Genomic DNA, 13,267 nt, shown 5'->3' with positions numbered 1-13,267 from the left:
CAGGGGCGGGGCGGAGGCATCGTCGGCTCCTTCGGTTTGAGTGGGCGGGTGCTGCTGACGGACCACTGGGGCGTGTCGGCGGAAGCGCAGGCGGGCGGCGCGCTGATGGGGCGGTTGTCGCTGGTGTACGCGGTGGGAGGTGACACGTGAGCGGTGGGGCGCGCGGGCAGGATGCGGTGCGGGCGACGCGGATCCGTTCAGGGGCGCGCGGAGGGCTCCGCGTCCTGGGCGGGATGGGACTCACGGCGGCCCTGCTGTCCGCGGGATGCGCGCGGCCGAGCGAGGACCGCGCGGTGCGTGACACGCGCATCGGGCAGGCCGAGGCCGAAGCGTTGACGGTGGAGGTGGAGGGCGGGCTCGCGTCGGTGCGGACGCTGGGGTCGGGGGCGCTGGAGCTGTGGGGACAGGCGCCGGTGTTCACGGTGCGCGTCGCCGCCGGGGCGCAGGCGAGAGCCGACTGGCTCCTCACGGTGCACAACGCGATGCCGGACGCGGCGCTGGAGGCGGTGGACGAAGCGGGCACGGCGCTCTCCGTGGAAGCGCTGCCGGACGCGCACCCGACGGTGAAGGCGTGGCGCGTGGCGCTGCGGCCGGGCGCGACGGCGCGGCTGACGGTGGCGCCGCCGGACTGGGACTCGCGGGAGCCGTTCCGGTTCGCGGCGTTGGCGGACGTGCAGGAAGCGCTGTCGAAGGTGGGGGACGTCTACACGCGGCTGAACGAAGACCCCAGCTTGCGCTTCATCTTCTTCGCGGGCGACCTGACGGAGTACGGGACGCGCGAGCAGCTGGAGGAGTTCCAGCAGCGGCTGGAGGCGGGCTCCCGCATCCCGTTGTTCGCGACGCTGGGCAACCACGAGACGTTCACGGACGACGCCAGGGAGTACCAGCGGCTCGTGGGGCGGGCGAGCCAGCACTTCACCTTCCGGGGTGCGCACTTCAGCCTGGTGGACTCCGGCAGCAGCACGGTGGATCCGCTGGTGGAGCAGCAACTGGACGGGTGGCTGGAGGAGGCGCGCGACGCGGTGCACGTGGTGGCCATGCACATCCCGCCGTTGGATCCGATTGGCGTCCGGGGCGGAGGCTTCGCCATCCGGGGTGAGGCTGCCGGGTTGGTGGGGAAGATGGCGCGAGCGGGGGTGGACCTGACGCTCTACGGGCACATCCATTCCTATTATTCGTACTCGAACGCGGGCATCCCGGCGTTCATCTCCGGAGGGGGCGGGGCGATCCCGGAGGCCTTCGACGGGGTGGGCCGGCACTTCCTGGCGGTGGACGTGGATCCGTCGCTGGGGGTGCGGGACGTGGCGCTGGTGCGGGTGGACTGATCCGCGAGGGGTCCTTGACGAAGCGCGCGGGGCCGAGTTTCCGGCCGCTTAGCGGACCCCCTTGAAAGGGCACTGAACATCTGGGCAGATAGGCGGCCTCAACGCCTTGTGAGGAGGCCTGCCCATGTTCGATTCCCCCGAGAACGATTCCATCTCCCCCGCGCTGCGCGGGTTGCTCGAGCTGTTCGCCACCGACCTGGCCGACGTGAAGTTCCCGGACGTGGACACGGAGGTGCTGGGCGAGGCCGCGGTGCAGGTGCGCCAGAAGGCGGAGGCGGTGGCGCGGGCGCAGGCGGCGCTGGACGCGGCGAGGCAGGCGCTGAACGAGAGCCAGGAGTCGCTCCTGCAGAAGGGCCAGCGGGCGTTGGCGTACGCGAAGGTGTTCGCGGAGGACGACGCGGAGCTGGGAGCGAAGCTGGAGGCCATCCACCTGCCGCGTCCGACGCGCAAGGCGAGCGGGCCGTCACAGGTGGCGGAGCCGGTGAACGCGACGCCGGGCTCCGAGGAGAACGCCCCGCGCCGTCGCGGCCGTCCCCCCAAGGTGCGTCCGGTGGCCGGTGGCTCGCTGTTCACCGAGGGCGGCAACACCCCGGAGTCCCTGGCCAGCGCGCAGGACGACGCGGCCTCGGGCCTGCCGTCGTAGGTTGAAACGAAACCGCGTGCCCCTGGCCTGAGGCCGGGAGCACGCGGTCCGTGTGTCACGTCACGCTCGAAGCTAGTTCTTCGGGAACGCCGTCCAACCGGCCAGCCAGTTGGTGGTGCCCACCGCGCCGACGAAGCGCGCGCTGGCGTCGAAGCCCGCGCCGGGCGTGGCCGCGTTGTCCGGGTTGAGCGCCGGGGAACCCGCCGCCGGGGTGAAGTCCGGAGCCTCCAGGTTCAGCGCCGCCGTGAGCTGGGGGTTCGCGACCTTGTTGTTCAGGCCCGTGGCCAGCACCTTCTCCGCCTCCACGAACTTGCTCACGTCCGCGTCGGTGACCGCGCCGGACGCGTCCTTCTTCGGGTTCGGCGCGTTCGGGATGGCCAGCGTGTCGCCCCGGTTGGACCAGAACAGCGTGCTCTGCAGCGACAGCTCCGGGTTGGCCGCGTTCCACAGCGCCGCGGAGGCCGTGCCGTCCACGTCGATGGCCAGGTCCGCGAAGTTCGCGACGATGATGTTGCGCAGCAGGCCGCCCGCGCCCGTGTTGAACACCAGGCCTTCCTGCGCGGGCGCCGTGCCCGCCGGACGCCCCGAGCCGATGAACGTCGCGTTCCAGATCTCCGGCATCGTGTGCGGCTGCGCGCCGTTGTCGTTCTTGTTGCCGGAGGCCTCGATGCCCCGGTTGCCCACCGTCGCGTTCTGCTGCACCACCAGGAACTGCACCTTGCCGCGCCAGCCCAGGTCGAAGTCCAGGCCGTCATCGTCCGTCTGCGTGATGACGACGTGCTTCAGGCCCGCCGTGCCGCCGAACATCTCCACGCCGTCGTCGGCGCCCTTGTGCACCTGCACGTAGTCGATGTCCGTCGCCGTGCCGCAACCGCCCACCGTCAGGCCGTTGAGCTCGTTGTCCTCGGCCAGCTCGTAGCCCGCGAACTCGATGCGCGCGTACTTCAGCGTGCCGCAGTTGTGGGCGTCATCCGTGCCGCCGTACTTCGTCTTCACGTCGCCGCTCGTCGCGAAGAAGCCCTCGACGGTGTTCTCGCCGCCGGCCACGTTGATGCGCGCCTTGCCCAGCAGCACCACGCCGCCCCAATCGCCGGCCGTGCGCGTGCCCGCCGCCTGCGCGCTGGTGAAGATGATGGGCTTCTCCGCCGTGCCCACCGCGTTGAGCTTCGCCTCACGGGTGACGACCAGCGCGCTGCCCTGGTCGCCCAGCACCGTGACGCCCGCCTCGATGGTCAGCGTGCCCTTCTCCACGAACACGTAGTTCTTCAGCGTGTACGTGGTGCCCGCCTTCCACGTCGTGTCCTCGGTGATGTTCGCGGTCACGTCCTGCGCGGTGGCCTGGGGGTCGCCGCCGTCCGGCTTGTTGTCGGGGTCCTTGTCGTCTCCGCAAGCGGACAGCAGCGTGAGGCTGGAGAGGGCGAGGACGGATGCAAACAGGCGCTTCATGGGTGACGTCCTTTCGGGAGGAAATGGGAACTACAGGGCCCAACCGAGCGCGGCGGTGAACGCCATGCCGGGCTTGTACGTCTGCACCGTCACGTCCCCCTGGCGGAGGGTGACGGACGCGTTGAGGAGGTTCGCGGCGGTCAGCTTCAGCTGCGTCGCGCCCAGCTTCTGGGTGAGGGTGATGTCCACGCGGTGGAAGGGCCGCTCGTACACGTCCGGCAGGCCCTGCACGCCGACCTCGCTGATGCGCTGGCCGTACACGTTGTAGAGGACCGCGAATTCGGTGCCGCTCTCCGGTCGCTCGTAGCCCACGTTGAGGTTGACCACGTAGGGCGACTGGCCCTGGAGCGGACGGTCCTTGTTCGTCTGCGCGCCCACCACCGCGGAGTCGCCCAGGTCCACCTTCGACTGGATGAGCGTGAGGTTCGCGCCCACGCGCACCGGACGCAGCGCGGGGGTGAAGCGCGCCAGCGACGTGCGCGCCTCCAGCTCCAGGCCGTAGCTGTCCGCGCCCGCGGCGTTCTCGAAGCCCAGGTCCCCGCTGTCCGGGTTGCGGATGACGCGCTCGATGGGGTCCTGGAAGCGCTTGTAGAAGGCGCTCGCGGCCAGCACGTCGTTCTCCCCGACGAACCACTCCACGCGCGCGTCCACGTTGTGGATGCGCGTCTCCAAGAGGTCGGGGTTGCCGGACACGTTCCGGCGGCGCACGAAGTCGAAGAAGATGAAGGGTGCGAGCTCCCGGAACGTGGGCCGCGCCAGCGTGTAGCTGTAGCCCGCGCGCAGGTTCACCTTCTCGGACAGCGCGTAGATGGCGGTGAACGACGGCAGCACGTCCAGGTAGCGCTGGTCGGTGCCGCTCTCGCCCTCCACGCCGGTGAAGGGGTCCTTCAGCGTGAGGTTCTGCGTGGACGCTTCCACGCGCACGCCGCCCACCAGGCGCAGCGGCTCCACGAGCTTGTAGTCCGCGGACACGTAGCCGGCGTAGATGCCCAGGAAGGCGTTGTAGGCGTCGTCCGCGCGGGTCGTCTCGCGCACGGTGATGGAGGTGCCCACGTTCTCCGGCGAGAAGAGCTGCTCGGGGGACTGGGTGCGGTCCACCGGCGTGTCGTTGAGCAGGTAGCGGAAGCGGCGCGCGCTGAAGTCGCGGAAGGACACCTGCGTCAGGCCGCCCACCTTCACGCGCAGGTCGGAGGTGAAGGGCAGGGTGAGGTTGACGCTGCCGCCGGTGGACGTCTCGCCCAGCTCGGCGAAGAAGCGCTCGCCGCTGTTGGGCTGGTTGGGGAAGGACAGCTGCGCGTCCGGGTTGTTCAGGCTGGCGCTGTAGAGGGTGTCGCGCGTGTCGGGTTCGTCGCGGTCCACGCGGGAGATGTTGGCCTGCCAGTCCAGCTCCGAGTCGCCCAGCAGCCCCAGGCGGTGGAAGCCGCGCAGCTGGGTGAAGGACAGCGCGCGGGTGATGAACTGGAGGCGGGTGCTGGAGTAGGCGTCGCCGCGCACGTTGTTGTTGCCGTTGGCGGTGTACGTGCGCGTGTCGGTGCCGCGCGTGTAGAGGCTGAAGAAGGTCAGCTCGTTGTCGCGGTCGAACTGGTAGCCCACGCTGGCAAGTCCACTGAGGTTCGCGGTGGAGAAGCCCTGCGTGGTGCGCGCGACGTCCTGGGGAATGAGCGCACCGGACTCGTCGCGGGACGCGCGGGCGAAGTCGCCCGTCTGCACGCCGTCGCGGTGGCCGTAGTTGACGGTGGCCAGGTAGCCCAGCCGCTGGTTGCCGAAGCGCAGCGTGTCGCCCAGCGACGCGCCCAGGCCCAGGTTGGGCACGGCGCGCGTGGTGCGCTTCTCCCAGACGTTGGTGAAGCTCTCCCACTGGCCTTCCAACTGCTGCGCTGACTCTCCACCCGCGCCCAGGCGGTGGTCGCGGGGCAATTCGGACGGCAGGCCGCGGTTGGAATCGGCGAAGCCCAGCGCCTCACCGAAGCCGCCCTGCGCCTGCGAGTTGCGCTCGCGGAAGGTCGTCACGGTGTCGCCGCCCAGGGTGAGGCGCGGCTTGAATTCGAACTGGGACGGGTAGGTGTTGGTCTCGATGAGGAGCGTGCCGCCGCCGAAGGTGCCCGGCAGGTCCGGCGTGTAGCTCTTCACCACGTTGAGATTCGCGAGCAGGCTCGTGGGGAACAGGTCCAGCGGCACGCTGGGCTCGTCCGGCTCCGGACTGGGCAACAGCGCGCCGTTGAGCAGCGTGGTGGCGTACCGGCCGCCCAGGCCGCGCAGCAGGACATACTTGCCGTCCACCACGGTGGCGCTGACCACGCGCTTCACGGCGTCACCGGCGCTGGAGTCCGGCGTGCGGGCGATCTCCTGCGCGCTGATGGCGTCGGAGACGGCGGCGGCCTTCTTGCGGTCCTGGAGCAGGGCGCCCTCGGCGCGGCGGTCGGAGCGGGCCTCGACGACGACCTCCTGCACCGCGCCCACGTCCGCGCTCAGCGCGACGTCCAGCTTCGTGGCCTTGCCCTGGGTGACGACGACGCCGGTGATGCGGCGGCCCTGGTACACGTCGTAGAAGGCGCGCAGGTCGTACTTGCCCGGCGGCAGCGCGAGCCGGTAGTTGCCGTCCAGGTCGGTGAGGGCCTGCTTCTGCGAGCCCGTCACCACCTTCACGGTGGCCTCGATGAGGCCCTCGCCGTTGGCCTCGTCCGTGAGCCGGCCGTAGATGCCGGTGAAGCCAGGGGGCGGCGCGGCGGACTCCGCGAGGGCTTCATCGCCCATCGCCGCCTCGTCGGACGCTGTGGCCTCGGTGCCTTCGGTAGGAGTCGCGGAGGGATCCGTCACGGTGCCGGTCTGCGCGGCGGCCGGAGCGGAAGGATCCACGGGCTGCGCGGACTCAGGGCTCACGGGCGCCGGGTTCGCGGCGCTCCCGGGCTGCGTCCCCAGGGAAGGCGCGGGGCTGGTGGGCAGTGAACCGTCCGGCTGTGACGCAGCGGACTCGCCAGGAGTCCCCGGCGGAGGCGGAAGCTCACCGGCGGGCTGCGTGCCGGGCGTGGCGGAGGGGGACGGCGCAAGAGGGGCTGTCGGCTCGGCGCCGGGGGCCTGCGCGAAGGCAGGCAGCGTGATGAGCACGAGTGACGCCACGAGGGCGCGCACGAAGTTCGAACGAGACAACACGGCTCTCCTTGCCGACAGCGACGCGCAATCAACGCGACGCCCGTGGCATTGGGATGAAGGGTTTGTGACGTCTCTGGCGGGGAACGGAAAACTCGGTGTCACGGACCGCGCGCGGCTCGCACCGCGCGCGGGACACCCGATGCACGACTCAATCCGCGAGTCGCTCCGGCAACACGGCGACGGTGATGTTCCCACCCCGCGCCAGGTCCAGCACTTCCATGGCACTGCCGTACGGCACCGCGTCGCTCGCGTCGAAGAAGACGATCTTGTCCGCTCGCGCGTTGAGCATGCGCCGCAGGCGCTCCACCACCTGGTCGCGCGGCACCTCCTCGCGGTTGATGCGCAACGTGCCGGCCTTGTCCACCGTGAGCACCACGGGCGGCTTCGCGTCCGGAGGCGGGGGCGGCGTGTCCTGCGTCTTGTCCGCCTTCGCCGGCACGTTCATCCACAGGTGCTTGGTCATCAGCGGCGTGACGACCATGAAGATGATGAGGAGGACCAACACCACGTCCACCAGGGGCGTCACGTTCATCGTGGGGCGGATGCCGCCCTTGCTGCCACCGACGTCGAAAGCCATGGCGCGTGCCTCCCCTTACTTCTTCTGCCGGTCGATGACCTGCAGGCTGATGCCCGGGAAACCAATGTCCTGCATCGCCTTGAAGACGCCTCTGACCTGCGCGTACGCCACGCCCCGGTCCGCCTTGAGCACCACGGGCGCGTCCGGCTTCGCCTGATGCAGCGTCTTCAGCTCCACCACCAGCGCGTCGCGCGTCAGTTGCTTGCGGTCCAGGAAGAAGGACCCGTTCGCCGCGAGGCTCACCGTCGTGGGCTCCAGGTTCTTGTTCTCCGGATCCGGGTTCGTCGCGACGGGCAGCTCCACCGCGGCGCCCGCCTCCAACTGCGGCGTGACGACCATGAAGATGATGAGGAGGACCAACACCACGTCCACCAGCGGCGTCACGTTCATCTCCGGGGTGATGCTCCTACGCGTGGCCGACATCGGTGGCCTCGGCGCGGGTGGAGACGACGTCCGCGCTGTTCGAATGCGTCGCGTGGGCGGCCACCGCGCGCTTGTCGCCGGCCATGTCCTCCAGGTGGTCCAGGAACTCGCCGCGCGCCTGCTCCAGGGAGAGCAGCAGCGCGTCCGCGCGGGTGGACAGGAAGTTGAACATCAGCACCGCGGGGATGGCGACCAGCAGGCCCAGCGCGGTGACGACCAGCGCCTCGGCGATGCCGGCGGACACCGCGCCCAGGCCGCCGGAGCCCTCCTTCGCGATGCCGGCGAAGGCCTCGATGATGCCCACCACCGTGCCCAGCAGTCCGACGAACGGCGCCACCGAACCCACCGTGGCCAGCACCGACATGCCCCGGCGCACGTCCGCGGTGATGCGCTCGTTGATGCGCACCAGGTCGCGGCGCGTGAGCTCCACCGCGCCCAGCTTGCCGGCGGGCGCGCGGGACTTGGACAGGAACGTCTTCATGCCGCCGCCCAGCATCATCGCCAGGTGGCTGCTCTTGTTGCCCTCGGCCTCCTTCACCAGCGCGTCGTGCTGCTGCTGCGCGAGGAGCGGACCGGCGCGGCCGGCGAACTTGCGGGACGCGGCGCGCGAGCGGAAGTAGACGAACAGGCGCTCGAAGAAGACGGCCAGCGACGCGACCGCGAAGGCGATCAGCGTCCAGGCGATGCCCAGGGCGAAGACGCCCATGTGCGCGTAGATCTCTTTGAGGTTGAAGTTCATGGCGGTGTGTTCCCGGGGAAGAGGGGCGTCAGGACTTGAGGCGGAAGGGGACCTTGAAGATGCGGAAGACGGCGGTGGGCTGGCCGGACACGACGGCGGGCCGGAAGCGCCAGGTGCGCACGGCGGCCAGCGCGGCGCTGGCGAAGGGCTCATCCCCGCGCATCACCTTGAGTCCGGTGACGCGGCCGTCCACCTCGACGACACCCTTGAGGATGACCAGGCCCTCCTGACCCTTGGAGCGGGCGTCGGAGGGGTACTCGGGCAGCAGGTTCGCGGACAGCGGCTCCGGAGGCGTGGCCGACTCCGGCAGGTTGATGGGCTGGGCGCGACCTCCGCCAATGGCCATCCCCTCACCGCTGCCGACACCGCCCACCACGCCCCCGGGCACGAGCGTACCGGTTCCACCGACGGCCATGGGCGCCGCGGCGACCACTTCCTTCTCCGCTTCCGGCGGCTTGTCGAGCGGCACCGCGTCCGGGGCCTTCAGCGGCGCGGGCGCGGTGACGGGCGCGGCGGGAGGCGGCGCCTTGGCGAGCGCGGGAGGCGCGGCGCGCGGCGTGACCTTCATGGGCGGAGGAGGCGGCGGGGGAGGCGGCTTCACCTCGACGACGGGAACTGGAGGCGGCGGCGGCGGACGGAAGACGACGTCCACCTTCTTCTCCTTGATGACTTCCTTCACGGTGTTCGCCGCGGTCATCGCCGCGACGGCGATGAGTCCGAAGACGGCGACCGACGCGGTGGTGGAGAGCGCGAACCGCCGGGCGGCGGGGGCGCTGGAGGCGCTGTCGAACGTTTCGAACATGACGGGGACGCATATAGCGACGCCGTGTGTCACGAAGGTTCAGGCTCCGTGACACTTTGCCCCCGGCATTGTTTCGATTGGGTCACGATGCGCGTGCGTTCGGAAATTCACGCGGCAGGTGCGTCACGGCTCCGTCGGGAAGTACGGCGGTGGGGGCACCTCGGCGCCGCGTCTGCCACAGGAGTGTCAGGAGCAGCGCCGTGTAGGCCCACGCGAAGGGCCGGGTGAGCAGCACGCTTCGAGCGAGCCCCGCGCCCAGCACCGTCTCCGACACCAGCATGCCCGTGAGCGCCACCAGCGCCACCAGCGCCTGGCCGGAGCGCGACCGACCTTCCAGCGCCGCGCGGATCAGCGGCCACGCGAGCACGTAGTTCGCGCGCCACGCCAACGGTGACAGGAGCGTCACGCCCAGGCAGCCAAACGCGAGCAGGTCCACGGGCCCGGGCCGCGCCCACAGCAGGGCGACGACGAACAGCCCCACCGCCACGGCCTGCGCCAGCGTCATCGCGCCCGCGGGCGGCAGGGACTCCGGGGGCAGCACCAGCGACAGCAGCAGCGTGGGCAGGCCCTGCGGGTTGTGGCCCAGCGCCCACGGCGGCGTGGTGCGCGCGAGCGTCCGCGTCCAGTCATGCACCTGCGACAGCGTCCCCGCCCACCCGTAGCGGATCAGCGTGGGCATCACCAGCAACACGCCGAACAGGGCCGTGGTGCCCACGACGCGCCAGTGCCTGCGCGCGAGGAAGAACAGGCCCAGCAGCGCGGCCGGGGGCTTGAGCAGACACGCCACGGCGAACGCGGCGCCGGGACTCCAGATACGGCCCCGCTCCGCCCCCACGGCCGCGACCACCAGCAGCCACAGCAGCACGGCGTCCACCTGGCCGTAGAAGAACTCGAAGCTGAACGCGGGCAACAACACGGCGGTCGCGAGCACCGGCGCCCACGGCCACGCAGCGGCCTCGCCGGGCGCGGGCGCGGCGCGGCGGGTGAGCACGGACACGGCGGCCAGGGCGAGCACGGAGCCCAGGTTCCACAGCGCCACGGCGGCGCGCGGGGGCACGGCGGTGAAGGGCAGGAAGAGGGGCGCGGTGACGGGCGCGTACTTGAACGGCATGGTGCCGTCTTCCGCGCGGTAGAGGTCCGTGCCTTCGCGGAAGCGCTCCGCCGCGGTGAGGTAGACGCGGAAGTCCACGCCGCGCCTGGGGTGCTGACCCACCGCCACGGCCGCCACCGCGAGCACCAGCAGCAGGGCCCACTCCACCTTCAGGGATGCGCGGCGGCGCGGCGGGTCAGCGACAATCATTCACAGGGTGAAGCGGAGGAGGGGCGCGCACCCTTCCACGCGGAGGCGCCCCACCGCAATCACAGACCGTAGGCTTCCAGCAGCCGCAGCCACACCTCGCTCATGGTGGGGTACGACGGCACCGCGTGCCAGAGCGTGTCCAGCGGCACCTCGGCCGCGATGGCGATGGTGGCCGCGTGGAGCATCTCCCCCACGCCAGGGCCGGTGAACGTGGCGCCCACGATGACCCGGCGCTGCTCGTCCACCACCAGCTTCGCGGTGCCCTTGAAACCCTCGCCCATCAGCGACGTGCCGGCCACGTCACCCAGCTCGTACTGCACCGTCTTCACCGGGACGCCCGCCTTGCGCGCCTTCTCCTCGGTGTAGCCCACGCTGGCCACCTGCGGGTGCGTGAAGACGACCTGCGGCGTGGCCCTGGTGTCCGCCCACGCCTTCGCGGGCTTGCCCAGGATGACGTCGCCCACCAGCCGCCCCTGGTACTTGCCCATGTGCGTGAGCAGGTTGCGGCCGTTCACGTCGCCGCACGCGTAGAGCCAGTCCCCGTCCACGCCCTTCGCGCGGAGCTGATCATCGACCTCGATGGAGGCGCCGGGCTTGAGGCCCACCGTGTCCACGCCCAGGTCGTCCGTGCGCGCGGTGCGGCCCATGGCCACGAGCAGCGCGTCCGCGCGCAGCGTGTCCCGGTTGGACAGCGTCACGGTGTACTCGCCCTTGCCCTCGCCCGAGCGCTGCACCTTCGTCGCCTGCGTCTCCAGGAACACGCGCACGCCGGTGTCGCGCAGCGCCTGGGCCACCTGCTCGCCCACGAAGGGCTCGAAGCGCGTGAGCAGGCGGGGACCGCGCTGCACCAGCGTCACCTCCGAACCCAGCTCGCGCCACCCCTGCGCCAGCTCCACGGCCTCCACGCCGCCGCCCAGCACCACCAGCCGGCCCGGCACCGCCTTGGAGCCCGTGCCCTCGCGGTTGTCCCAGGGCCGTGAGTCCTTGAGCCCCTGGATGTCCGGCATGCGCGGCTTGCTGCCCGTGGCGATGATGACGGCCTTGCGCGCTTCCAGCTCGCGCACCTTCCCGTCCTTGCCTTCCACGCGCACCCTGCGCGGGCCGGTGAGCTTGCCGCGCCCGCGCACCACGGTGAGCTTCGCGCCCTCCGCCCACTTCACCTGGGACTTGTCGTCGTAGCCGGACACCATCTTGTCGCGGTGCTTGAGCACGGCCTCGGCCTTGAGCGGCTCCTTGATGAGCTCGCGCACGCCGGGCGTGTGCTGCGCCATCCAGAGCGTTTCGCCGGGGTGCAGCAGGGCCTTGCTGGGCATGCAGGCCCAGTAGGAGCACTCGCCGCCCAGCAGCTCGTGCTCCACGAGCGCCACCTTCAACCCACCCGCCGCGGCCCTCGCTCCCGCGTTCTCCCCCGTCGGACCCGCCCCAATCACCACCACGTCGAAAGTCTCGGCCATGAAGCCTCCCGCCTACTGCTTGCATCCGGGGGGCCTCCCTGCCAATCGCACTGAACGCCCGAGTCGGATGGTGGAAAGAGCGGCTGGTCACCACCGGACAGGCCCCGCGCTTTATTGTCAGGCCCGACGTGCCCGTCGCGTCGGTGCGCTGTCCGCGCGGTGCTGCGTGCGGCGGGAGGTGTGCCATGGGACGTGTCGCCAAGGGTGTCTCGGTTCGCTCCTCACGGTCGCGCGTCTAGCGTCACCGGCGTCGTCCCACACCTGCCCGACGGCCGCGCCTTTCCGCGCGCGGTCCCGTGGTGGAGGGACGTCCTCGCCGTGCGCGAAGAGACGGCGTGTCCGCGCGGGGCTCCTGCGTGCACACCACGGTCGTGTCCCGGCTCCTCGCGAGCAACGGGACGCGGCCGACCAGAAGTCCGTCTTCGCTCATGTCCTCATCCAGGTCTCGCCGTCCCCGCGCGTCGTCCCGACGTTCGGGTTCCTCGCTGTTCCAGTCCCAGGCTCCGTCCGCGCGTCACCTGCGCGTCCAATCCACCCTCTCCGAGGAGATCTCGCTGCTGTTCCGCAGCGAGCTGTCCGACCCGCTGCTCGAAGGCGTCGCGCTGACGTCGTTCGAGCTGTCCCCCGAAGGCCGCACCGCGCGCATCGGCTACACGCTGCCGGAGGACACCGCCGACCCCGCCCAGGTGAAGGAGGCCCTGCTGCGCGCGCAGGGCTACCTGCGCTCCCAGCTCGCGCAGCACCTGAACCTCAAGCGCACCCCGAACCTGCGCTTCGTCCACGTGGGCACCGCCCCATGCACGGAGCCCGACGACCCTGACCGGGCCTCGGACGACGAAGGGGAAGGGGGTGACGCATGATGCCCCGCATCCTCGAAGTCCCACCGGGCGCGGTGCCACTGCTCGCCTGGGCCCGCGCGGTGCCCGCCGCCGCGCTCCGGCAGCTCCAGCAGCTCGCCGCGCAGCCCTACGTCGTCGAGCACGTGGCGGTGATGCCGGACGTGCACCTCGCGTCGGGCGTGGCGGTGGGCACCGTCTTCGCCACCGAACACCACGTCGTCCCCGGCGCGCTGGGCAACGACCTGGGCTGCGGTGTGAGCGCGCACCGCTTCGCCTTCCCCGCGGCCTCGCTGTCACGCGCGGATCTGGAGCAGCTCCTGTCCCAACTCGCGCGCGTCATCCCGGTGGGGGACGCGGTGCACCGGGGCAAGGGCCTGCCGCTGCCCCCCGGGCTGGAGTCCCCGGCGCTGTCCACCCATCGGCTCACCCAGGCCTGGGAGCGTCTGGCGCCGCGCCACCTGGGCACGCTGGGCGGTGGCAACCACTTCCTGGAGCTGGACCGGGACGGGGCGGGGGACCTCTGGCTGCTCATCCACACCGGCTCCCGGGGCGTGGGCGGCGCGGTGGGG

12 protein-coding genes are annotated in these 13,267 nt (G+C 71.2%); 4 read left to right on the top strand and 8 right to left on the bottom strand.

What is annotated here, in order from left to right; genetic code table 11:
* Positions 1-233 precede the first annotated feature (233 nt).
* Both D7Y13_RS28060 and D7Y13_RS47205 read left to right on the top strand, forming a co-directional pair.
* Positions 234-1,325, top strand: coding sequence for a metallophosphoesterase family protein (locus D7Y13_RS28060; RefSeq protein ID WP_208734497.1), 1,092 nt, complete (start codon positions 234-236; stop codon positions 1,323-1,325).
* 124 nt (positions 1,326-1,449) lie between these two features.
* A complete protein-coding gene (locus tag D7Y13_RS47205) occupies positions 1,450-1,968 on the top strand; it encodes a hypothetical protein (RefSeq protein ID WP_120585473.1) in 519 nt (172 codons plus the stop codon).
* Between the two features lie 72 nt (positions 1,969-2,040).
* Here the strand turns inward: D7Y13_RS47205 and D7Y13_RS28050 are convergent, their stop codons facing one another.
* From D7Y13_RS28050 to D7Y13_RS28015, 8 genes are all read right to left on the bottom strand, one after another.
* The gene (locus D7Y13_RS28050; protein ID WP_120536927.1) at positions 2,041-3,414 is read right to left on the bottom strand and encodes a beta-helix domain-containing protein; all 1,374 of its coding nucleotides are present in this window, start codon (positions 3,412-3,414) and stop codon (positions 2,041-2,043) included.
* Positions 3,415-3,444: 30 nt separating this feature from the next.
* The gene (locus D7Y13_RS28045; RefSeq protein ID WP_120585472.1) at positions 3,445-6,564 is read right to left on the bottom strand and encodes a TonB-dependent receptor domain-containing protein; all 3,120 of its coding nucleotides are present in this window, start codon (positions 6,562-6,564) and stop codon (positions 3,445-3,447) included.
* Positions 6,565-6,712: 148 nt separating this feature from the next.
* On the bottom strand, positions 6,713-7,141 hold the full coding sequence (locus tag D7Y13_RS28040) for an ExbD/TolR family protein (RefSeq protein WP_120536925.1): 429 nt from the start codon (positions 7,139-7,141) through the stop codon (positions 6,713-6,715).
* 15 nt (positions 7,142-7,156) lie between these two features.
* Positions 7,157-7,564, bottom strand: coding sequence for an ExbD/TolR family protein (locus D7Y13_RS28035; RefSeq protein ID WP_120536924.1), 408 nt, complete (start codon positions 7,562-7,564; stop codon positions 7,157-7,159).
* Complete coding sequence (locus tag D7Y13_RS28030; RefSeq protein ID WP_120536923.1) at positions 7,548-8,303, bottom strand: MotA/TolQ/ExbB proton channel family protein; 756 nt, start codon at positions 8,301-8,303, stop codon at positions 7,548-7,550. The genes D7Y13_RS28035 and D7Y13_RS28030 overlap by 17 nt, the downstream gene beginning before the upstream one ends.
* Positions 8,304-8,331: 28 nt before the next feature.
* Positions 8,332-9,105, bottom strand: coding sequence for an energy transducer TonB (locus D7Y13_RS28025; protein WP_120585471.1), 774 nt, complete (start codon positions 9,103-9,105; stop codon positions 8,332-8,334).
* 82 nt (positions 9,106-9,187) lie between these two features.
* A complete protein-coding gene (locus D7Y13_RS28020; RefSeq protein ID WP_120585470.1) occupies positions 9,188-10,405 on the bottom strand; it encodes a glycosyltransferase family 87 protein in 1,218 nt (405 codons plus the stop codon).
* A gap of 59 nt (positions 10,406-10,464) precedes the next feature.
* A complete protein-coding gene (locus D7Y13_RS28015; RefSeq protein ID WP_120585469.1) occupies positions 10,465-11,859 on the bottom strand; it encodes a dihydrolipoyl dehydrogenase family protein in 1,395 nt (464 codons plus the stop codon).
* 428 nt (positions 11,860-12,287) lie between these two features.
* Here D7Y13_RS28015 and D7Y13_RS28010 point away from each other — a divergent pair, with 428 nt between their 5' ends.
* Together D7Y13_RS28010 and D7Y13_RS28005 are read left to right on the top strand one after the other, a co-directional pair.
* Positions 12,288-12,719 (top strand): ribosome-binding factor A, encoded by a 432-nt coding sequence (locus D7Y13_RS28010; RefSeq protein ID WP_120585474.1) that lies wholly within the window; start codon positions 12,288-12,290, stop codon positions 12,717-12,719.
* Positions 12,716-13,267: RtcB family protein (locus D7Y13_RS28005; RefSeq protein ID WP_147452506.1), on the top strand; the 552-nt coding region annotated here is incomplete at its 3' end. The genes D7Y13_RS28010 and D7Y13_RS28005, both read left to right, overlap by 4 nt.

Origin of the sequence: Corallococcus praedator (genome assembly GCF_003612125.1) — a bacterium.
GTDB lineage: Bacteria > Myxococcota > Myxococcia > Myxococcales > Myxococcaceae > Corallococcus > Corallococcus praedator.
The sequence above is the reverse complement of the archived record's forward strand: the minus strand, read 5'-3'. Positions and strand labels throughout refer to the sequence as shown.